At 66.1% G+C, this 20,779-nt stretch carries 18 protein-coding genes and 1 pseudogene; 8 read left to right on the top strand and 11 right to left on the bottom strand.

From position 1 onward, the window contains the following. Window positions 1-304: 304 nt before the first annotated feature. The 4 genes from ACQP2D_RS11325 (at window position 305) to ACQP2D_RS11310 (ending at window position 4,880) form a co-directional block, all read left to right on the top strand. Complete coding sequence (locus ACQP2D_RS11325; protein WP_433683668.1) at window positions 305-1,333, top strand: hypothetical protein; 1,029 nt, start codon at window positions 305-307, stop codon at window positions 1,331-1,333. 186 nt (window positions 1,334-1,519) lie between these two features. Next, window positions 1,520-1,945 (top strand): DUF1707 SHOCT-like domain-containing protein, encoded by a 426-nt coding sequence (locus tag ACQP2D_RS11320; protein WP_433683667.1) that lies wholly within the window; start codon window positions 1,520-1,522, stop codon window positions 1,943-1,945. A gap of 114 nt (window positions 1,946-2,059) precedes the next feature. Beyond that, window positions 2,060-3,001 (top strand): alpha/beta hydrolase, encoded by a 942-nt coding sequence (locus tag ACQP2D_RS11315; protein ID WP_433683666.1) that lies wholly within the window; start codon window positions 2,060-2,062, stop codon window positions 2,999-3,001. 37 nt (window positions 3,002-3,038) lie between these two features. Beyond that, window positions 3,039-4,880 (top strand): hypothetical protein, encoded by a 1,842-nt coding sequence (locus ACQP2D_RS11310; RefSeq protein ID WP_433683665.1) that lies wholly within the window; start codon window positions 3,039-3,041, stop codon window positions 4,878-4,880. A 33-nt stretch (window positions 4,881-4,913) separates the two neighbouring features. Here ACQP2D_RS11310 and ACQP2D_RS11305 read toward each other — a convergent pair. From ACQP2D_RS11305 to ACQP2D_RS11265, 9 genes and pseudogenes are all read right to left on the bottom strand, one after another. Beyond that, a pseudogene (locus ACQP2D_RS11305) lies at window positions 4,914-5,015 on the bottom strand (3-oxoacyl-ACP reductase); the annotation flags it as partial. A 51-nt stretch (window positions 5,016-5,066) separates the two neighbouring features. After that, on the bottom strand, window positions 5,067-5,516 hold the full coding sequence (locus ACQP2D_RS11300) for a DUF350 domain-containing protein (RefSeq protein ID WP_433683664.1): 450 nt from the start codon (window positions 5,514-5,516) through the stop codon (window positions 5,067-5,069). Between the two features lie 33 nt (window positions 5,517-5,549). Further along, the gene (locus ACQP2D_RS11295) at window positions 5,550-6,713 is read right to left on the bottom strand and encodes a glutathionylspermidine synthase family protein (protein ID WP_433683663.1); all 1,164 of its coding nucleotides are present in this window, start codon (window positions 6,711-6,713) and stop codon (window positions 5,550-5,552) included. After that, window positions 6,713-7,213 carry a hypothetical protein gene (locus ACQP2D_RS11290; RefSeq protein ID WP_433683662.1) on the bottom strand — a complete coding sequence of 167 codons (501 nt, stop codon included), beginning with the start codon at window positions 7,211-7,213 and terminating at the stop codon, window positions 6,713-6,715. The genes ACQP2D_RS11295 and ACQP2D_RS11290 overlap by 1 nt, the downstream gene beginning before the upstream one ends. A gap of 364 nt (window positions 7,214-7,577) precedes the next feature. Further along, on the bottom strand, window positions 7,578-7,868 hold the full coding sequence (locus ACQP2D_RS11285; protein WP_433683661.1) for an acylphosphatase: 291 nt from the start codon (window positions 7,866-7,868) through the stop codon (window positions 7,578-7,580). After that, window positions 7,868-8,335 carry an OsmC family protein gene (locus ACQP2D_RS11280; RefSeq protein WP_433683660.1) on the bottom strand — a complete coding sequence of 156 codons (468 nt, stop codon included), beginning with the start codon at window positions 8,333-8,335 and terminating at the stop codon, window positions 7,868-7,870. The genes ACQP2D_RS11285 and ACQP2D_RS11280 overlap by 1 nt, the downstream gene beginning before the upstream one ends. Window positions 8,336-8,495: 160 nt before the next feature. Continuing rightward, entirely contained in the window at window positions 8,496-9,203 is a 708-nt protein-coding gene (locus ACQP2D_RS11275) for a response regulator (protein WP_433683659.1), read from the bottom strand. Between the two features lie 53 nt (window positions 9,204-9,256). Then, window positions 9,257-11,758, bottom strand: a complete 2,502-nt coding sequence (locus ACQP2D_RS11270; RefSeq protein ID WP_433683658.1) for an ATP-binding protein — start codon at window positions 11,756-11,758, stop codon at window positions 9,257-9,259. Beyond that, window positions 11,755-11,979: a hypothetical protein gene (locus tag ACQP2D_RS11265; RefSeq protein WP_433683657.1), complete on the bottom strand. Its 225-nt coding sequence runs from the start codon at window positions 11,977-11,979 to the stop codon at window positions 11,755-11,757. Before ACQP2D_RS11265 ends, ACQP2D_RS11270 begins: the two co-directional genes overlap by 4 nt. A 324-nt stretch (window positions 11,980-12,303) precedes the next feature. On the opposite strand from ACQP2D_RS11265, the gene ACQP2D_RS11260 reads away from it, so the two are divergent. Genes ACQP2D_RS11260 through ACQP2D_RS11245 form a run of 4 tightly spaced genes read left to right on the top strand, consistent with a single transcriptional unit; the run spans window position 12,304 to window position 17,096 of the window. Continuing rightward, window positions 12,304-12,390, top strand: coding sequence for a potassium-transporting ATPase subunit F (locus ACQP2D_RS11260; protein ID WP_433685611.1), 87 nt, complete (start codon window positions 12,304-12,306; stop codon window positions 12,388-12,390). Further along, window positions 12,391-14,061 carry a potassium-transporting ATPase subunit KdpA gene (gene kdpA, locus ACQP2D_RS11255; RefSeq protein ID WP_433683656.1) on the top strand — a complete coding sequence of 557 codons (1,671 nt, stop codon included), beginning with the start codon at window positions 12,391-12,393 and terminating at the stop codon, window positions 14,059-14,061. A 1-nt stretch (window position 14,062) separates the two neighbouring features. Further along, a complete protein-coding gene (gene kdpB / locus ACQP2D_RS11250; protein ID WP_433683655.1) occupies window positions 14,063-16,207 on the top strand; it encodes a potassium-transporting ATPase subunit KdpB in 2,145 nt (714 codons plus the stop codon). Window position 16,208: 1 nt separating this feature from the next. Then, window positions 16,209-17,096: a potassium-transporting ATPase subunit C gene (locus ACQP2D_RS11245; RefSeq protein WP_433683654.1), complete on the top strand. Its 888-nt coding sequence runs from the start codon at window positions 16,209-16,211 to the stop codon at window positions 17,094-17,096. Between the two features lie 349 nt (window positions 17,097-17,445). On the opposite strand, the gene ACQP2D_RS11240 is transcribed toward ACQP2D_RS11245, so the two are convergent. Together ACQP2D_RS11240 and ACQP2D_RS11235 are read right to left on the bottom strand one after the other, a co-directional pair. After that, window positions 17,446-19,587, bottom strand: coding sequence for an amylo-alpha-1,6-glucosidase (locus ACQP2D_RS11240; protein ID WP_433683653.1), 2,142 nt, complete (start codon window positions 19,585-19,587; stop codon window positions 17,446-17,448). Next, on the bottom strand, window positions 19,584-20,687 hold the full coding sequence (locus tag ACQP2D_RS11235; protein WP_433685610.1) for a glycosyltransferase family 4 protein: 1,104 nt from the start codon (window positions 20,685-20,687) through the stop codon (window positions 19,584-19,586). Before ACQP2D_RS11235 ends, ACQP2D_RS11240 begins: the two co-directional genes overlap by 4 nt. Window positions 20,688-20,779: the final 92 nt, after the last annotated feature.

Here is a 20,779-nt window from a genome sequence, read left to right as displayed (position 1 = left end):
ACGCCGTCCCATGGAGCGACCAGCCATGCTATCGGTGCCCCACCCTGGACACTCGTAGGGTATCGACTCGCCCCGCGATATCCAGTATTTCAGTCTGCTCTTGGTTTGCTCGAGCAGGGCCAGTGGCGGTTTGGCGGACGTTCCTGCCGCAATATCACCGCTGCCGACAGCCGGTTCCGCAACCTCGAGGGCGATCATTCCCGGCTGGATCAATCGGATCACGCTTGCGCTATCGCCGAACTCCCGGGACGCATACGATCCAGTCTGATTCGCCAGGGAAACGTTCGTCCGGGGGGTGCCGCACATGCCATCGGCCAAGACCAGCACCGTGCTCGGTCTGGTCCGTCATGCGACGACGCTGCGGCTGACCCGCATCGCCACGCTGGTCGCGGGCAGTCTGGTCTTTCTCTACTCCTGTGAGGTCAGCCGGAAAAGCGATCTGTCCGATGTGTGGACCCCGGTCGCCATCGCGGCCGGGCTCGCCATGACCGGCCTGATAACCGCGTGGTTCGAGGTGCGAGCCGCCGACCACGCGGCAATCCGCGCCCGCACCGACATCCGTGGCTTCCTCATCGAATCCGACGACATATCAGTGCGCGCCCGCATCACCCGCTCCGGCGACCTGGTCTTCCATGGCCACGACTCCAGCGGTCCCCACCCCGCCTACGAATGGGACTGGGCTTTCCACGCCAGCACCTTCCCCGCCATCCGCGCCGCCCTCGGCGGCGAGGGTGACCTGCTGGAACTCCTGGAACGCACGGTTCCGCACTGGGATCGCCGGGATCGCTACGACCCCGGGGCCTGGCTGCACAGCCAGGGCATCCCCGCCGCCTTCCGCGAACGCGGCGACTCCTCCAGCCGCACCACCCGCGTCCTGCCCGTCATCACGTTCGAAGCCGAACTCACCCACCATGATCCGGACATCCCACCGTCCCGCGAAGACACCGGACCACAAGGGCTGACGAGCACCCGGCGCGCCACATCACCGCACCGACGAACCCGCGCCGCAGACCAGAACGAGCCCGAACGGTTGGGCCGCCGCCGCGAGCCATCCGAACAAGACGAACCAGCGCACGCACGCCGCAGAGCCCCCGCCGACCAACGCCGCCCCACCTCCTCGGCCGATTCCCGCCTGGGCGAACCCGCCGCGCGCCGCGACGAACTCCCAGCACGAAGACGCAACCAGCCGCCGAACACCCACCGAAACGAAACCTCCGGCGCACACCGTCATGCCCTATCCGGCGCCAACCACTCCGAATCCCCTTGGCCGCACACGTCAGAATCGCAGAGCCAGCGATGGACCGAACCGCCCGAACGGCGTCGCCGCAGATAAATCCCACCAAGACCGCGCGATATCCCCGGCCTGGGAACGTGCTTGACCCGGGCCGGGCAGCCGTCGATCGGGTTCTGACATCCACTGACCTGCTACGCCTGAAAACAGCTTGACATTCCACAATGGAGGATGCATTCTGGTTTCACCTTCCAATGTGGAACATAGATCTAGCTGTTAGGACCTGACATGGAAATCTCGCCTGGTACTCGGGCCTCCGATGCGGAGCGCGAGAAAGTTGTGCGGCTGCTCGGGCGGCATATGGCCGATGGTCGGATCGACCTCGCCGAATACGACCAGCGCGTTGCCCGCGTCTATGAGACCGGGGTGCGCGACGATCTGCAGCTGGTGCTGTCGGATCTGCCGAAACTGCCGAAAGAGTCCGCGGTACAGAAGAATTCGACCGCTCGCTTCCCGATCTGGCAGCAGATCGAAGGCACTTCGTGGCTCGGCGTCAGCGTGCTCGTTCTCGCCATCTGGGGAGCGATCTCGATCAGCGTCGGCGAATTCACCTACCCGTGGCCGATCTGGGTCATCGGCCCGTGGGGCGCGGTGCTCGCCTTCCGGATGCTGGCCGGTTTCGAATCCGGCCGGTTCGGGCGCCACACCAGCTGAAGATCTTGCCCCGGTGCGGCGTCGATGTAGTTTCGGCGTGCACCGTCGGCACAACGCGGATGATGGTGTCGCACACCAGGTTTGCGTATCGATCTGCGGTGGTATTACGGAATCGTGAGGGCTTCAAAGTATTTGGCCTCGCTCGTGAGTGTGCTGGTGGCCAGTTTCGCGATTTCCGTTGTGACCGTTCGCCCTGCCGCCGCGGCGCCGCATGTGGTCGATGAGGCTGCGCTGGATGGATCGGTATCGCGGGTGGATATCTATTCGCCCGCGATGGATCGGGTGGTGAGCAACAGGGTGATTCGGGCCTCGGGCGGTCCGGCGCCGACGCTGTATCTGCTCACCGGTATCGGCGGTGGCAGCGACGGCATCTCGTGGTGGGACGATACCGATGTCCGGCAGTTCTTCGCGGATAAGCATGTCAATGTGGTGATGCCGATCGGCGGGGCCTACAGCATGTACACCGACTGGCTCACCGACGATCCGGCGGTCGGCCGCAACCGATGGCAGACCTACCTCTCCCGGGAACTCCCCGCAGTCCTCGACCCCCGGCTCGGCAGCACCGGGCGCAATGCGATCGCCGGCGTGTCGATGAGCGCGGGATCTGCCGTCGACCTCGCCATTCAGTCACCCGACGTGTACCGCGCGGTGGCGGCCTACAGCGGCTGCCCGTGGACCTCGGACGCGCTCGGGGTGGCGATGATCAGTGCCCAGGTGATCCGCGGCGGCGCCAATCCGGTCAATATGTGGGGTGAGCTGGGTCAGGGAATCTGGCGGGTACACGACGCATTCACCAATGCCGCCGCGCTGACGGGCAAGACGATCTACCTGTCGGCCGCCACCGGCACACCGGGCCCGATCGATGACGGCGGGCTCGGCTTCCCGCCGATCGAGGCGATCGCCAGCTCGTGCACCGACGCATTCGCCGACCGGCTCCGCGAGCTCGGGCTGCCGGTCGTCCACGTCAACCGCCCCGAGGGGTCGCACACCTGGGGCCAGTTCGAGACCGACCTGCACGATTCCTGGCCGCATCTGGCCCGCGCACTCGGCGTTTGATCGAGATCCCAGCCCGGCGACGCTACGGTGGGATGCCATGGACACCGTCGCCGTTCCGGAGTGCGTCGACGTCTCGTCCCCGCAGACCTCGGGAATGATCAGGACGGTCCGGCCGGTAGGCGTCGCGGCCGGATGTCTGATCCTGCTCCAGTTGGCACTTCGCTACTGGGTGGCCGATAGCGGGTACTTCTACTGGGACGATCTCATTCTGGTCGGCCGGGCGGGGGCCTATCCGCTGTGGTCGACGGATCTGCTGCTGTACAACCACGACGGACATTTCATGCCGCTGGCCTTCGCCACGGCGTGGGTGGTGACCGCGATTGCGCCGCTGACATGGGCGGGGCCGGTGCTATCGCTGCTGGTCCTGCAACTCGCGGCGTCGGCGGCGGTGCTGCGGATGCTGATCGTGCTGGTCGGCGCGCGTTGGACGATCCTGGTCCCGCTCGTGTTCTACCTGTTCTGCCCGCTGACGCTTCCGGCGTACGCGTGGTGGGCCGCCGCCCTCAATGCGCTCCCGCTGCAATTCGCGCTCGCCTGGGTGATCGGCGATGCGGTGCGCCTGATCGACAGCGGTCGGCGGCGGTACGCGCTGTCGGGGGTCGTGGTGCTCGTGGTGGCGCTGCTGTTCTTCGAGAAGGCGGCGATCGTCCCGTTCGCCGCCTTCGCCGTTGCCGCACTCACCCGCCACGTCGACGGTCTCGGATCCGCGATCCGCGTGGTTGCGCGGCGCGGCGCGCCGCTCTGGGCCGGATCGGGTGTGGTGATCCTCTGTTGGCTGGCCGGATACCTCACGGTCGTGAATATTTCGGCGCTGCACAGCAGTCCGGCCGAACTGCGTGAGTTACTGCCCCGCGCGACATCATTGGGCATCGTGCCGACGGTGTTCGGCGGGCCGTGGAGCTGGGAGCGCTGGCTGCCGTCGACGCCATGGGCGGATCCGCCGGGGTGGGCGGTGGTGTCGGCGTGGGTCTGTTTGTCGGCACTGGTGACGCTGTCGATGCGTGCTCGGCTCCGTATCGGACCGGTGTGGGCGACGGCGGCGGTATATGTGCTGGTGGCCCAACTGCCGGTGGCGCTGGCCCGCAGTGGGCCGAATACCGCGGGCGAACTGCTGCAATCCCTACGCTACTTCGCCGATATGGCGGTGGTGCTGACCGCTGCGGGCGCGCTGATATTGCGAGCTCGCCCGCGTGACGACGAACTTGTGGTGCGCGACCGTACCTTCGCGTTACGGCTCAGTCCACGCGCCACCGCAGCACTGACGGTGCTGTTCCTCGTGAGCAGCCTGTGGTCCACGACCACCTTCGTGCGCTCATGGCGCACAAACCCGACCAAAACCTACGTCACCAACGTGAAGTCGGCCCTGGCCCGCTCCGACGGCGCTCCCCTGCTCGAACAGGAAGTGCCGTGGACCGTCCTGAACCCGACGGCATACCCCCAGAATCTGACCAGCCGGGTTCTCGCACCGCTCGCTTCGCCCGCCACCTTCGCCGATTCGACAACACATCTGCGCATGATCACCGACAGCGGCACGATCGTCGAAGCGGCCGTCTGGTGGAACCGCAGCATCCTGCCCGGCCCGGACCCCAACTGCGGCTATCGAGTTCGAGGCCCCCAACCGACCGACATCCCGCTCGACGGCCCGATGCTCGAACACGAGTGGACCGTCCAACTCAACTACCTGGCCAACCGAGACGACCGCATCACCGTCTCCTTCGAACACGGTGCCCCCGTCCCCGCCCCCGTCCGAACCGGCCTGAACACCGCCTACATCCGCGTAACCGGCAGCGGCTCCACCCTCCGCATCAGCCCCCGCACCCCCGGCCTCGACCTCTGCATAGGCGTAGGCCCCGTAGGCGTCGCCTCCTACGACAACTGACCACCTCAGATGTTGAGACCGCCGCCGCAGCTGCACGAAGCGCTCGGCGAGATCGGCGCCGGTGACACTGCCGATACACGAAACCGCCTGTCCGCCAGCGGTTTCAATGGCCGCGAGAGTGTCCTTGGCCGGTTCCGCGTGTGATCCGATCCACCGCTGCGGCAGTGGCATTCCGGGAGAACCGAACTACAGAATGGCGAAGGCGACGACCAGACCGAGCGCGAAATGCGCCGCCGCCACCACCAGCACTTCGGTGGTGTAGGCATCGGCGGCCAGCGCCGCGCCGATATCGATGCCGAGTGCCCGCTCGATGACCCGGACCGAGATCACCTGCGCGATAATGCCGACCAGCCCATAGACGCTGGCGGCTATGAGCCCCTCGGAGAGTTTGCCGGCCGAGGCGTAGGTCGCGAGCACCACGATGAGGGCCATGCTGACCATGCCCGCGGCGGTGACGATAATGGCATTGGGCTTACCCGCGGCGACCAGCGCGCGCAGCTTGCCGGGTGTGGTCAGATCGATGGCGTAGAAGCCGACGAGCATAAGGGCCAAGCCGACAATGGCGTAGAGGATGATGGCTCCAACGCCGGTGCCGAGCGAGTTCCAGTAACCCGATTCCAGGGCAACTGCGGTCATCGTGATCCTTCCGAGGTGAGGTCGCGTGCTGGCTTATTGCGTAATGCGGTGCGGGACAAAGGCGGAGCCGTCGTCGGTGATCAATCCCGCGGTCTCGCGAATGCCGAGTCCGGCCGCATTGTCACCGACGATCCAGGCACCCAGAACGGGCCGCATATCGTCGAATTCCGGTAGCGGGTCCAGCAATTGGTAGACGAAACCCTCTTCGCCATAGACCCCGCCCGTCGCGGTCTCCAGCCCCGCGCCGACAATGGTCATATTCGCGCCCTCGCGCCCGAGCTTCGGCTTGCGGATGTATTCGGTGAGCTCATTGGGCTGATCGAGGTAGGCGGGCAGCAGATTCGGATGTCCGGGGTACATCTCCCACAGCACCGCCAGGATCGCCTTATTACTGAGCAATGTCTTCCACAGCGGCTCGACCCACATGGTCTGCGGCAGACTCGCGACCACCCGCTTGCCGAAATCGTCGTCGAGCACCCACTCCCACGGATAGAGCTTGAAGATCGCATCGATCGAGCCCTCGGCCAGATCGACGAAACGCTCCAGCTCACTATCGAATCCGACCTCCTCGATCGGCAGCGCGATGGTGTCGAATCCGGCCTCGGCGGCGGTCTCCTGCATATACGCGGTGGTGACATTGTCCTCGCCGGTGGCGTCCGCACCGGACCAGGTGAAGTGCAGTTGCACCGAGGGCAGGATGTCGCGCAGCTCGGTCCAGCGCTCGACCAGCTTCTCGTGCAATGAATTCCACTGATCGCCGTCGGGATAGCGCGCGGTCAGCCAGTGCCACTGCACAATTGCGGCCTCGAGCAGTGATGTCGGCGTATCGGCGTTGTACTCCAATAGTTTCGCCGGGCGGCGCGCGTCGTATCTCAGATCGAAGCGCCCGTAGACGTGCGGGTCACTGCGCCGCCACGATTCGGCGATCGGGCCCCAACTCCATTCGGGCAGACCGAAATCCTTGTACCGCTCGGTCAGCACGACATGCTCGACGGCATTCAGGCACATCGAATGCAGCAATTCGACGTCGGCCTCCAGCGCGAGGATCTCCGACATCTCGAATTCGTAGTGCACCGATTCGTCCCAGTACGGCCGGGGCAGACCGCTCGCATCCCGGCCCGGCGCGCCGTAGACCAGCCCCTGCCCTTCGATGATCTGCTGCCACCCCGGTCGCGGGGTACCGTGTACGCGCCGCATTACGAACCACCGCCGCCGCTCTTGCTACTGGTGCCGAGGCCGCCGCGGGTAACGGTGCTGCCGCTCTTGGTCGTGATCTGAGCGCCCTTGGGCTGCACCGTGGTTCCGCCCGTCGGTGGTTTGCCGACGGTGTTGTTGCCGCCGTAGTAGTAGCGGTATTGGCTGCCGTTGTAGATGAAGATCCCATTGCTGAGCATGTGCGCGCCGCCCGCCCCGGACCCGACGGCGTTCGAGGCCGTCTCGCACTGGTCGTCGGGTTCGACGATCTCCTGACCGTTCTGATCGATCACGGTGCAGTACGCGGTCACCTCGTCGGGTTTGGTCAGCGCTTTATAGGCGAGGTAGCCGCCGCCGACCAACCCCGCGACACCGACAATGGCGACACCGCCGATGAGCACGCGCTTGCGGGTGCGCTTCTTGTGCTCGGCGGCGGCCGCGGCGGCCTGCTGCGCCTCCTCGGCGCGCTTGCGAGCCTTGTCCCGCGCCCGCGCCTCGGCCACCGTCGGCGGACGAGGCTGGGTTACGCCGGGCTCTTGGCGCTGGATGCTGCCCGCGCGCGGCGGTGTTCCGAACCGACGGGGCTCGGTGCCCGGCGGAACCGGTGGGGGCGTTGCGGATTCGTGGTCTGCGGAGCCAGGAGCTGCGGTGGATTCGTCCGGGCCCGGCGCTGATCCCGGTCCGGATGGCGATGCACCAGTGGCCGGTGCCGAAGGGACTCCCGGTGCGGATTCCGGCGCGGCCGACCGCGATCCAGCGGCATCAGCGCCCGACGTCGAATCAGGCGCACCGGACTGCTCCGCATCGTCTCCCGTACCCGGACCCCCCGTACTCAACGATCACGTCCCTGGGTCGTCGCACCTACCACTAACGCTCCTCGAATCCGGACAAATCGCCCCGCGCGGGTTCCCAGCTTTCCACAACCAGGTCAACCCGACCAGGTGTATCACCCGAACGCAAGAGATCCAGCAACATTTCGCATGCGGGTCGTGGCCCCTCGGCCACCACATGCACCCGGCCGTCGCGCGAATTGGTGGCGTGTCCGACCACACCGAGCGCCAGCGCCCGCGAACGAGTCCACCAGCGGAAGCCGACGCCCTGCACGTAACCGTGCACCCACGCGCTCAGCCGGACCTGTTCCGGGTGCGGCTGCGCCATCACGCCTCGATATCGAAGGTCAATGTCACCTTGGCACCCGCCTTCAGCGTCCGGCCGACGGTGCAGACCTTGTCGATGGCGCGCTGGACAGTGACCAGCAACCGCTCGCGCGCCTGCTCGTCCAGCTCGCTGAGGTCGAGTTCGAACACCTCGTCGAGCTGGGGGTACACCTCGTTCTCGCGGTCGGCGTCGCCGGAAACGCGGATGATCGCGTCGAAGCTGTCACCCAACTTGCGCGAGAGCGGGAAGTCCGCACTCAGTCCGGAGCAGCCCGCCAGGGCGATCTTCAGCAGCTCACCCGGGGTGAACGCGCCCGGTACGCCCTGCGATGCGATCAATACCTCGGCACCGCGCGAGCTGCGGCCGGTGTACGCCCTGGTCCCGGTGCGCTCGACCCACAGCTCGGTCGGCTCGGCCGCGGCGGGCGCGGTAGTCGGGGTCGCGGATGCGGTGGTCTGGTCAGCCATGGTTTCGATCCTGCCATCTCGGTACGGAACAGCTCACCCCCGGGAACGTCACGCCCCCCGGAGACCATTCCACGGACCGCCCGCCCCGCACGGTGACGTCCGAGACAGCAGCCGTCGACCGGATGGCGCGAACCTCCGGCGCAACCGACCAGTGCCCGATTCACTCCTGGAAGCGGTACCCCATACCCGCCTCGGTCAGCAGATGCTTCGGATTCGACGGATCGACCTCGAGCTTGCGCCGCAACTGTGCGAGATATACCCGCAGATAGTGGGTTTCGGTGGCATACGACGGCCCCCATACCTCACGCAGCAGCTCACGCCGCCCGACCAGCTTGCCCCGATTGCGGACCAGCATCTCGAGCATCCCCCACTCGGTCGGGGTCAGATGCACCGGCTGACCGTTCTTGGTGACCTTCTTCGCGGCCAGGTCGACGGTGAACGAAGAGGTCACCACCACCGGATCGGCGGTATCGGTATCGGTGGCCCCGCGCCGGACCGCGGCCCGCAGCCGCGCCAGCAGTTCATCCATACCGAACGGTTTGGTGACGTAGTCGTCCGCGCCCGCGTCCAGCGCCTCCACCTTGTCGGTCGAATCGGTCCGCGCCGAGAGCACGATCACCGGCGCGGCGGACCAGCCGCGCAGTCCGGCCAAAACCTCGATGCCGTCCATATCCGGCAGGCCGAGATCCAAGATGACCACATCGGGATGCTTATCGGCGGCCGCGCGCAGTGCGGCGGCGCCGGTGCCCGCCGTGATCACCTCATAGCCGCGCACCGACAGGTTGATGCGCAGGGCGCGCACGATCTGCGGTTCGTCATCGACCACCAGCACCTTGGTCGACGGTGCGTCCTGCGTCTTGTCGGTCATCACGACTTCCTGTGCGGTCCGGGGCGACGGTGCTTCCACATCGGTTGTGATCATCATCGGCCGCTCACTGCGGTTTCGTCGGCAGGCAGGTCCACGATCATGGTCAATCCTCCGCCCGGTGTCGGTTCGGCGTGCACAGTGCCGCCCATCGCCTCGACGAATCCGCGCACCACCGACAGGCCGAGCCCGACACCGGTGGTGTTGTCGCGGTCGCCGAGCCGCTGGAACGGCTCGAACAATTGCTCCTCGGCCCCTGCCGGCACACCGGGGCCGACATCGATCACGGCGATAGACACGCGGTCGCCGTCGCGTTCCGCGGTCACCCGCACGGGTGTGTCGCGCGTCGAATGCCGCAGCGCGTTATCGATCAGATTGGCGAGCACGCGCTCCAGCAGACCGCTATCGGCCCGCACCGAGACCTCGCCGACCTCCACCTTCACCCGATCCATGGCCGCACGCCGCAGCCCGCGCGCGCCCATGCCGACGCTCACCAGGGCTTGGTGCACCACCTCGTCCATATACACCCGGCGGAACTGCGGCTGTATGACACCGACCGCCAGACGCGACGAATCGAGCAGATTGCCGACGAGCGCGGTCAGCTGATCCACCGACTCCTCGATCGTTTCCAGCAGTTCGACGGTGTCCTCGGGCGAGAACTCGATGTCATCGCTGCGCAGGCTGGACACCGCGGCCTTGGCCCCGGCCAGCGGGGTGCGCAGGTCGTGGCTCACCGCGGACAACAGCGCCCGGCGCAACCGGTCGGCCTCGAGCAATGCCGCGGCGGCGCTGGCCTCCTCGGCGAGCCGAGATTGCCGGACCAGTCCGGCCGCCTGGTTGGCGACCGCGTTGAGGACCGGTCGGTCGGTTGCGGCCAGCGGCCGTCCCGCCAGCAGCAACCAGCTCGTGGCATCGCCCGCCTGGATGGCGGTCTCGGCCTCGGATGCGCGCTGCGGCGGACTCGTACCGACCGCGGCGATCACCTCATCGCCGCACTGCATGCTGACCGCGCGCAGGCCATAGGTCTCGCGGACCTGTTCCAGCAGATTGGGCAGATCAGCTCCGTGCAGCACGGCACCGGCGAACAGGGTCAGCAACTCGGCCTGGTGGGAGGCGCGGCGTGCCTGGCGGGTCTGTTTGGCGGCCACATCCACCAGCGCCGCGACCGCCACCGCGACGATCAGCAACACCACCACCGTGACGAAACTGTCCGGTTCGGCAATGGTGAGGCTGTAGCGCGGTTCGACGAAGAACCAGTTCAACAGCATGCCCGACAGCAGCGCCGACAGTGCTGCGGGGACCACACCGCCGAGCAGCGCGACCGCGACAACGCCGATGAAGAACAGCGCGCTGAGACCGCCGAGTTCGAGATAACCGTCGACCAGGGAGCAGATGACCGAGACCAGCATCGGCACCAGGAAGGCCGCCAGCCAGGCCCGGATCGGCTCCCGCGGCATCAGCGAGTAGCGGCGCATGCCACGATGGGCTTCCTCGTGGGTGACCATGTGCACGTCGATCTTGCCGGAGGCCTGCACCACGGCGGAGCCGATGCCTTCGTCGAGCATGCGCGCCCAGCGCGAGCGCCGGGACGTGCCGATCACCAACTGCGTCGCGTTCACCTCGCGGGCGAACTCCAGCAGCGTATTCGGCACATCATCGCCGGTAACCGTATGCAGCGAAGCGTCCAGACTGGCGGCCAGTTCCCGCAATCGGGCCAGCCGCTCCGCCGACACACCCGCCAGTCCATCGCCGCGCACTACATGCAGCAGCATCAGCTCGGCACTGGATTTCGTCGCGATCCGGCTGGCCCGGCGCACCACGGTCTCCGACTCGGGACCGCCGGTCACCGCGACGACGACGCGTTCGCGTGCCTCCCACAGATCCGTGATCTTGTGATCGGCACGGTATTTCGCCAGGGCCGCGTCGACCTGGTCGGCCAGCCACAGCAGCGCCAACTCGCGCAGCGCGGTGAGGTTACCGGGCCGGAAGTAGTTGCGCAGGGCCGCGTCGACTCTGTCCGCGGCGTAGACATTGCCGTGGGACAGCCTGCGCCGCAACGCCTCCGGTGTGATGTCGACCAGTTCGACCTGGTCGGCACTGCGCACCACGGCGTCGGGCACCGTCTCCTTCTGCTGAATGCCGGTGATCTGCTCGACGACGTCATTGAGGCTCTCCAGATGCTGCACATTGACCGTCGAGATCACATCGATCCCCGCGTTCAGCAAATCCTCGACGTCCTGCCAGCGCTTCTCGTGTTTGCTGCCGGGCGCATTGGTATGGGCGAGTTCGTCGACCAGCACCACCGTGGGCTGACGCCGCAGCACCGCCTCCACATCGAGTTCGGGCAGCGTGGTGCCGCGGTAGGCCACCATGCGCGGTGGAATCCGCTCGATACCTGCCAACAGCTCGGCGGTCTTGGCCCGACCGTGTGTCTCCACTACCCCAGCTACCACGTCGCGGCCACGTTCGAGTCGGCGATGGGCCTCGCCCAACATCGCGTAGGTCTTACCGACTCCCGGGGCCGCACCGAGGTAGATGCGCAGTTGGCCGCGTTTCACTCTTTTATCATCGCGCGCCACGGCGTGTCGCCGGCGATCCGTACCGGGTCTGTCGCGACGGATTGCCACGCCCCCGCGTCGCGCGCCGCCACGACCGTCGATAGCGCGCGGATGGCCAGCGCGCACAACACAAATCCGATGATCACCGCGACCGTTACAGCCGACATGACAACCCTTTCACCAACCGATATCGAACCCGGTTGCGCTGGATTGCTCCGCATGGCCGGACCTTGACTTTCTACCCCCATATAGGCCGCCCATCTCGATCTTTACGGTGTGTTGACGGCTTGTCGGCCGACCTTGACGGCATCCTTTCAACCGTGGCCGAACGGTTCGCGTAAATGAACCGTCAATGCTCTCCAATGGTCCGCTAAGGACCCGTAAACACCCTCGGCACCAGCTCGAATGACCGCTTGACTCACCCTGTCGCGCTCTGTGCATGGAGCGCCAATGGAGGTTGTGTAAATGTCTGTCGTGGTGTTCACGGTGCTTACCGTGGCGATCTTCGCGCTGCTGGGCTTGATCCAGCGTGGGGTGGAGAAGCTGTGATCGCGAACCTGATCGGTCTAGCTCTGGCCATTGTCATCGCCGTCTACATGGTGGCGGCGCTGTTTTTCCCCGAGAGGTTCTAGGTGAACACGACCACAGCGGGGATCGCGTTCCTGGCGGCCCTGATCATCGCGCTCGCCCTGGTGCATGTGCCGCTCGGCGATTACATGTTCCGGGTCTACAGCGCAAAGAAGCACTCGCGCGCCGAGCGGGTCATCTACAAGGCCATCGGCGTGCACCCCGAGGTGGAGCAGACCTGGGGTGTCTACGCCCGCAGTGTGCTGGCGTTCTCCGCGGTCAGTGTGCTGTTCCTGTTCTTTCTCCAGCTGATCCAGGGCAAGCTGCCGCTGCACCTGCACGATCCCGGCACCGAGATGACTCCGGCGCTGGCCTGGAATACCGCGGTCAGCTTCGTGACGAATACGAACTGGCAGAACTACTCCGGTGAGTCGACGCAGGGCCATCTGGTCCAGATGGCCGGACTCGCGGTGCAGAACTTCGTCTCCGCGGCGGTCGGTATGGCCGTTGCGGTCGCGCTGGTGCGCGGCTTCGCCCGCAGGCATACCGGCGACCTCGGCAACTTCTGGGTAGACCTGGTCCGCGGCACCATTCGCATCCTGTTGCCGATCGCGTTCGTTTTCGCGATCGTGCTGGTCGCCGGTGGCGCGATTCAGAACTTCCACCTGCACGACCAGGTCGCGCAGACACTCAACGGCACCGAGCAATCGATCACCGGCGGCCCCGTGGCCAGCCAGGAAGTGATCAAGGAACTCGGCACCAACGGCGGTGGCTTCTACAACGCGAACTCTGCCCACCCGTTCGAGAACCCGACGACCTGGACCAACTGGGTAGAGATCTTCCTGCTGTTGGTGATCAGCTTCTCGCTGCCGCGCACCTTCGGCCGCATGGTCGGCAGCAAGCGCCAGGGCTATGCGATCGTGGCGGTGATGGGCACCATCGCGCTGATCAGCGTGACATTGCAGAATTTGTTCCAGCTGCAGCACCACGGCACCGTCCCCACCGCGATCGGCGCATCCCTCGAAGGTGTGGAAACCCGCTTCGGTGTCGCGGATTCCGCGACCTTCGCGTCCGCGACCACGCTGACTTCGACCGGCGCGGTGGACTCTTTCCACGACTCCTACACCAGCCTCGGCGGCATGATGACGATGTTCAACATGCAGCTGGGTGAGGTCGCCCCCGGCGGTACCGGTTCGGGTCTGTACGGCATGCTCATCCTCGCGGTGATCACGGTTTTCGTCGCCGGTCTCATGGTCGGCCGCACCCCGGAATACCTCGGCAAGAAGATCACACCCCGCGAAATCAAGCTCGCCGCTTCGTATTTCTTGATCAGCCCGCTCATCGTGCTGGTGGGTACGGCAGCCGCGATGGCCATGCCGGGGCAGCGCGCCGGAATGCTCAATTCCGGACCGCACGGGCTCTCGGAGGTGCTCTACGCCTTCACCTCCGCGGCCAACAACAACGGCTCCGCCTTCGCGGGTCTGACCGGCGATACCGAGTGGTACAACACCGCACTCGGCCTGGCCATGGTCTTCGGCCGCTTCCTGCCGATCATCTTCGTACTGGCCCTCGCCGGTTCGCTCGCCCAGCAGGGGCAGACCCCCGAATCGATCGGCACGCTGCCGACGCACCGGCCGCAGTTCGTCGGCATGGTCGTCGGCGTCACCGTGATCCTGGTCGCGCTGACCTTCCTGCCCGCACTCGCACTCGGGCCGCTCGCCGAAGGAATCCACTGAAATGTCCACTACGACAACCGAACCGAACACCGCATCGGTCCCCAAGAGCAAACGTGGCGTCCAGCGGGGCGTACTCGACCCGAAGATGCTGCTGACATCCATTCCCGATGCGGTGAAAAAGCTCGATCCGCGCGTCATGTGGCGCAATCCGGTGATGCTCATCGTCGAGATCGGCGCGGTCTGGTCGACCGTGCTCGCGCTGACCAAGCCGACGTTCTTCGCCTGGGCGATCGTCGTATGGCTCTGGCTCACCGTCATATTCGCCAATCTGGCCGAGGCGGTCGCCGAGGGACGGGGTAAGGCGCAGGCCGATACCCTGCGTAAAGCCAAGACCGACACCATGGCTCGGCGACTGGTCAACTGGTCGCCCGGCGCGCGGATCGTCGAGGAGAGCGTCGGCGCACCCGCGCTGCAACGCGGCGACTATGTCGTCGTCGAGGCGGGCCAGGTCATTCCGGGTGACGGCGATGTCGTGGACGGCATTGCCTCGGTGGACGAGTCGGCCATCACCGGCGAATCGGCCCCGGTCATCCGGGAATCCGGCGGCGACCGCTCGGCGGTCACCGGCGGCACCACGGTGCTGTCCGACCGGATCATCGTCAAGATCACCCAGGAGCCGGGCGCGAGCTTCATCGACAAGATGATCGCGCTCGTCGAGGGCGCATCGCGGCAGAAGACGCCGAACGAGATCGCGCTGAACATCCTGCTCGCCGCGCTCACGATCATCTTCGTCTTCGCGGTCGCCACCCTGCAGCCCTTGGCGATCTTCTCCAAGTCGAACAACCCAGGAGTGCCCGATACTTCGGCACTGGACGTGCACGGCGTCACCGGAATCGTCATGGTCTCGCTGCTGGTGTGTCTGATCCCGACCACCATCGGCGCCCTGCTGTCGGCCATCGGCATCGCCGGTATGGACCGGCTGGTGCAGCGCAATGTGCTCGCCATGTCCGGCCGTGCCGTCGAGGCCGCCGGTGACGTGAACACCCTGCTGCTGGACAAAACCGGCACCATCACCCTCGGCAACCGCCAAGCCTCGGAATTCGTGCCGATGCCCGGTGTCCCCGATGACGCATTGGCCGACGCCGCACAACTTTCCAGCCTCGCCGACGAAACCCCGGAGGGTCGCTCCATCGTCGTCTACGCCAAGCAGGCGTTCAACAAACGCGAACGCACACCCGGTGAGCTCAAAGGTGCGACCTGGGTGGAATTCACCGCCCAGACCCGCATGTCGGGCGTGAACCTGCAGGACGGCCACCAGCTGCGCAAGGGAGCCGCGAGCGCCGTGACGGAATGGGTTCGCGCACAAGGCGGGGACGTACCCGGCCATCTCGGCGTGATCGTCGACGGCATCTCGGCCTCGGGCGGTACCCCGCTGGTCGTCGGTGAGGTCAACGACGGCAAGGCCCGGCTGCTCGGCGTCATCCACCTGAAAGACGTTGTCAAGCAGGGCATGCGGGAGCGCTTCGACGAGATGCGCCGCATGGGCATCCGCACGGTGATGATCACCGGCGACAACCCGTTGACCGCCAAGGCAATTGCCGACGAGGCCGGTGTCGACGACTTCCTGGCGGAGGCCACACCAGAGGACAAACTGGCGCTGATCAAGAAGGAACAGGACGGCGGCCGTCTGGTCGCCATGACCGGAGACGGCACCAATGACGCTCCCGCACTCGCCCAGGCCGATGTCGGCGTCGCGATGAACACCGGCACCTCGGCGGCCAAAGAGGCCGGAAATATGGTCGATCTGGATTCGGATCCGACCAAGCTCATCGAGATCGTGGAGATCGGCAAGCAGCTGCTCATCACCCGCGGTGCGCTGACCACCTTCTCGATCGCCAACGACATCGCCAAGTACTTCGCGATCATTCCCGCGTTGTTCGTCGCGCTGTTCCCCGGCCTCGACCTGCTCAACGTCATGCGTCTTGCGAGCCCGCAGTCGGCGATCCTGTCGGCGGTCATCTTCAACGCACTGGTCATCATCGCGTTGATCCCATTGGCGCTGCGCGGGGTGAACTACACGCCGACCAACGCGTCGAAACTATTGACCCGCAATCTGACGATCTACGGCCTCGGCGGCATCGTCGCACCGTTCATCGGCATCAAGCTCATCGACCTCGTTGTCCAACTCCTCCCCGGGATGTCCTGATATGCGTATGTCAACTTGGATCCGGCAGCACCTGGCCGCGTTGCGTGCGCTGCTGGTGCTCACCGCGATCACCGGAATCGTCTACCCGCTGGCGGTTTTCGCGGTCGCCCAGATTCCGGGCCTGCACGATAAGGCGGACGGATCGCTGATCGAGGTCGACGGCAAGATCGTCGGCTCCAGCCTGATCGGGCAGTCGTTCACCGATAAGGACGGCAACGCACTGGTGCAGTACTTCCAGAGCCGCCCGTCGGCGGCCGGTGACGGCTACGACCCGCTGTCCACCGCTGCGTCCAACCTCGGCCCGGAGATCATTGTGGACACTGTGGACAGAGATCCGGCGAAGGTGAAGTTGAGCCTGCTGTCCACCGTGTGCTCGCGCAGCAAGGCGATCGGTGACCGTGAGGGGGTCGACGGTAGCCGTCCGTTCTGCACCAAAGACGGCGTGGGCGCGGTGCTCTCGGTGATCGGACCACGCGATGCCGACGGCGAGGTATCGCATCCGGTGCAGGTCGTCAGCGTCAACGAGGCGTGCCCGGCGACGCCGTTCCTCGACACCTACAAGGGTGTCGAGGTCGAATGCGCCAAACCAGGCGAGGACTACTCCGTCGGCCGGATCACCCCGATCTACGGCAACGCATCGACCGACACCCCGGTCCCCACCGATGCGGTCACCGCGAGCGGTAGCGGCCTCGACCCGCATATCTCACCGGAGTACGCGGCCATCCAGGTGGCGCGAGTCGCCAAGGCGCGCAATATCTCCGCGGATCAGATGCGCGAAATCGTCGACGCCCACACCGACGGCCGCACCCTGGGCTTCCTCGGTGAACCGCGCGTCAACGTGGTCGAGCTGAACCTCGACCTGGACCGCCGCTACCCGTTCCGCGGGTAGGTCCAACCCCGGCACGAGCGCCCATTCCCGAACGGAATCCACTGGATCACTGCGGGAATGGGCGCTTCTCGTATTCCGGTCAGGCCTCCTCGACGCAACCGAAACAAAACGCCGCGGCGGCGAGATACTGACGGCATTGCGGGCCGTGCCCCGCATGGGTACTGCAGATGAACCGTGCCCGGTCTAGATCGAGATCCATGATGGGCTCCGCGGTGCAATCACGGTGCTGTGTGATCCACAGATCCCTGATATCCAGTGATGTCTGCATCGTGCACCTCCAGCCTGCGAGTATCAGTGGAGAAGCATGCCATTTACATGGCAGGCATACCCGATCCCGCGCGAGTGATCCTCACCGGGTGATCAACTGCCAGTCATCGGGTACACGCGCGGCAGTGATCTGATCACCCTCCGCAACCAGATCGACGGTCACCGAATCCAACTTCAGATCGCTCAGCGCAACCCTGCCCCATACCGATGGCAGCTGCGGATGCACGGTGAGCGTCCGCGCGGGTACGTCGGGATCCAAACCGAAGAAGGCGCGCACCAGTAGCAGCGGTGCCGCACTCGCCCAGGCCTGTGGTGAGCAGGAGGTCGGATACGGGACCGGAACCGCGAACTGGTCGCGTGGAAATCCGCAGAACAGCTCGGGTAGCCGACCGCCGAAAGACGCCGCCGCATCGAGTAATCCGCACGCGAGTCGGGTCGCGAGGTCGACCGCGCCCGGTATGTGCCGGTAGCGCAGTAGACCCGCGACGGCGATCGCGGTGTCATGCGGCCAGACCGAACCGCAGTGATAGCTCATCGGGTTGTAGGCACCCATCGACGATGCGAGCGTGCGCAGCCCGAATCCGGTGTCCATTTCCGGGCCCGCGAGCCGCTCGACGAGTTCGGCGGCATGCTCGTCGGTGACGATGCCGGTCCAGAGACACTGCGCCGCATTGCTGGTCAGGGCGTCGACGTGCTGTTTGCGGCCGTCCAGTGCGACCGCGTACCACCCCCGGCCCGGCAGCCAGAACTGTTCGGCGAATTTGCCGCGCAGTTCGGCGGCGCGCTCGCGCAACCGAGTCGCGGCACTCAGGTCGTCGAACGCCGCGGCCAACTCCGCGCGAGCCTGCAGCGCGGCATACGCGTAACCCTGCACCTCACACAGCGCGATCGGCGCCTCCGCGAGATGTCCTGCGGCATCGTTGATTCCGTCGAAGCTGTCCTTCCAGCCCTGATTGGACAGGCCGCGGTCGGTGGCGCGACGGTATTCGATGAAGCCGTCGCCGTCGCGGTCGCCGAATTCGGTGATCCACTGCACCGCGGCGTCGGCCGCGGGCAGCAGTGCCTTGATGACCTCCGGATCGGTACCCCACCGATGACATTCCGCCAGCAGCATCACGAAAAGTGGGGTGGCGTCGGCGGTTCCGTAATAGGTGCTGCCGCCGAGCACATGCCCGCTGGCCGGGCCGCGACGCATTTCGTGCATGATCCGCCCCGGCTCCTCCTCGGTGAGCGGATCGACACACTGCCCCTGCAATTCGGCCAGCTGCTGCAGCGTGCCCAGCGCGAGATCGGCTTCCAACGGCAGCGCCATCCACGCGGTGAGCAGACTGTCCCGGCCGAACAGGGTCATGAACCACGGCGCCCCCGCCGCGACGAACGGACGACTCTCGCCGGTTTCGTCGTGAATCTGCAAGGCGCCCAGGTCACTTTCCGAACGCCGCAACACCTGAGTCAGCACCGGATCCGCCGCGGTGATCTTCGTCGCGGTATGCCGCCAGGCCGCCATCTTCCGACTCGGCGCACTGAGCCCATGGTGCTCCCCCGGCGCCAGTGGCGCCTGCACCCGCTGATTGCCGACCGTCGGCTGGGCCACGATCTCGGTCTGCCAGGTTTCGCCGGGCAGGACGACAACCCGCCAGACCAGCGTGCCGGGCAGGAATGCGGGCTCGATGGTCGCCGAGACCGAGAGCCCGCGGGTCCGATCGGCGCGGTCGTGCAGCAGCAATTCCCCTTCGGCCACCGTGACCTCGGCCCGACCGTGTGCGGCGCGGCCTTCCTTGACCGCGAACAGGTCGACGAAATCGGCGTCGACATGCAGTTCCAAGGCGACCGCGGTGGCCTCCCTGCCCATATTCTGCAGGCTCAGTATCTCGTGCATGCCGTCGGCGACGAGACGTTCGCGCACCACCAGCAGTGTGCTGTCGGCCATTCCCGCATGCGGCGGTCGGCGCAGGACGAATCTGGCGGCGAACGCCTCCGGGCTGATCACCGATAGCGATTCGGCAGGCATGCCGTCCACCAGCAACTCCCAGCGGGAGATGACGCGGGTGTCCCGGAAGAACAGCCCGTGCGGTCGGCCCGGTTCGACATCGCCGAGCCGATTCGACAGACAGAAGGTGCCGCCCTCGACCAAGGTCACCGACCCCCCGCAGCCGCCGAATCCCGTTGGCTCACCGGCATTCAGCGGCGCGGGACTCGGCGTACTGCCGACTTCTGCGGTCATACTCGTTCGCTCGCGGCAATCCGGACCGGCATCGTCTCCCCGAGCAATCGTGCGGCACGAGCCTGTCGCCGCGAACGCAAGAGCTGGTGATAGACCTGCTCATAGCCGCGGCCCAGCGGACCCGCGCCGAAGTTCGCCTCGACATGCGCGCGGCACACGGCCGGATCCACATCGCGCACTTCCTCTATCGCGGCAGGCAATTCGGCGGGATCATCGCAGATCCGGCCCGTGACACCGTCGATGACGACTTCCTCGACCGCGCCGCCGCGCAACGCGACCACCGGCGTGCCGCAGACCATCGCTTCGATCATCACCATGCCGAACGGTTCCTCCCACCTGATGGGGAACAGCAGGCAGCGTGCGTTCGCGAGCAGTTTGCGCTTGGCCGTCGCGTCGGCCATGCCGAACAGATGATCTCGTTCGGTCAGCAGCGGACGCACCTCTTTCTCGAAATACGCCTGCTCGGGCGGTTCACTGCACTTGCCGGCGAGCACCAGCGGGATACCGGCCTCGTGCGCGGCTTGCAACGCCAGATGCGGCCCCTTGGTCTCGGTGAAGCGCCCGAGGAACAGTGCGTAGTCGCCCTTTTCCACTTGGAACGGCCACTGATCGACATGCAGGGCGTTGTGTACGCGACCGACCCAATTCAGATCCGGAGCCAATTCGCGCTGCCGGTCGCTGATGGCCACCAGCGACACTTCCCTGCCCAATTCGCGGTAGTACCGGCGGGAATCGCCCTCGTCGACCGGGCCGTGCACGGTCACCACCGTCGGCAGGCCGAGATCCATATACGCCGGGGCGTTCAGTGGTCCGGCAAAGGTGTGGTCGTGCACCAGATCCACCCCGGAGGTGCTCGCTATCTGCTCGATCGCCCTTCGCACCTTCAATGCGTGGACGACTTCGGGAAACGGCTCGCCGAGCCGTTCGGGCAATGCGCGATCCCAGACCGGGATGAACTTAGCCTTGGTGCCGGCCTCACCGGCACCGAACAAAGTCACGTCGTGTCCGCGGGCAACCAGTGCATCGACCAAATCGGCGACAACCGCCTCGACGCCCCCGTAGGCCTTCGGCGGTACGTCGAAGTAGGGCGGAACAACCATGGCAATGCGGAATCGTTCACCGACGTGCTCAGTGGACAGCAGATCCGAAGAGGCAATGGGCGCCGCAAGCGGCGCGGATAAGCCTGCGCTCA

The sequence above is a fragment of the Nocardia sp. CA-119907 genome, assembly GCF_050955995.1.
In the GTDB taxonomy this organism is placed as follows: domain Bacteria; phylum Actinomycetota; class Actinomycetes; order Mycobacteriales; family Mycobacteriaceae; genus Nocardia.
This window is presented reverse-complemented; position numbering and strand designations above follow the sequence as displayed.

What these genes read in the sequence shown, in the direction of transcription:
- ACQP2D_RS11325 (WP_433683668.1), top strand. Translation starts at nt 305, where the DNA reads ATGCCATCGGCCAAGACCAGCACCGTGCTCGGTCTGGTCCGTCATGCG.
- ACQP2D_RS11320 (WP_433683667.1), top strand. Translation starts at nt 1,520, where the DNA reads ATGGAAATCTCGCCTGGTACTCGGGCCTCCGATGCGGAGCGCGAGAAA.
- ACQP2D_RS11310 (WP_433683665.1), top strand. Translation starts at nt 3,039, where the DNA reads ATGGACACCGTCGCCGTTCCGGAGTGCGTCGACGTCTCGTCCCCGCAG.
- ACQP2D_RS11300 (WP_433683664.1), bottom strand. Translation starts at nt 5,516, where the DNA reads ATGACCGCAGTTGCCCTGGAATCGGGTTACTGGAACTCGCTCGGCACC.
- ACQP2D_RS11295 (WP_433683663.1), bottom strand. Translation starts at nt 6,713, where the DNA reads ATGCGGCGCGTACACGGTACCCCGCGACCGGGGTGGCAGCAGATCATC.
- ACQP2D_RS11285 (WP_433683661.1), bottom strand. Translation starts at nt 7,868, where the DNA reads ATGGCGCAGCCGCACCCGGAACAGGTCCGGCTGAGCGCGTGGGTGCAC.
- ACQP2D_RS11280 (WP_433683660.1), bottom strand. Translation starts at nt 8,335, where the DNA reads ATGGCTGACCAGACCACCGCATCCGCGACCCCGACTACCGCGCCCGCC.
- ACQP2D_RS11275 (WP_433683659.1), bottom strand. Translation starts at nt 9,203, where the DNA reads ATGACCGACAAGACGCAGGACGCACCGTCGACCAAGGTGCTGGTGGTC.
- ACQP2D_RS11265 (WP_433683657.1), bottom strand. Translation starts at nt 11,979, where the DNA reads ATGCGGAGCAATCCAGCGCAACCGGGTTCGATATCGGTTGGTGAAAGG.
- kdpB (WP_433683655.1), top strand. Translation starts at nt 14,063, where the DNA reads ATGTCCACTACGACAACCGAACCGAACACCGCATCGGTCCCCAAGAGC.
- ACQP2D_RS11245 (WP_433683654.1), top strand. Translation starts at nt 16,209, where the DNA reads ATGCGTATGTCAACTTGGATCCGGCAGCACCTGGCCGCGTTGCGTGCG.
- ACQP2D_RS11240 (WP_433683653.1), bottom strand. Translation starts at nt 19,587, where the DNA reads ATGACCGCAGAAGTCGGCAGTACGCCGAGTCCCGCGCCGCTGAATGCC.
- ACQP2D_RS11235 (WP_433685610.1), bottom strand. Translation starts at nt 20,687, where the DNA reads ATGGTTGTTCCGCCCTACTTCGACGTACCGCCGAAGGCCTACGGGGGC.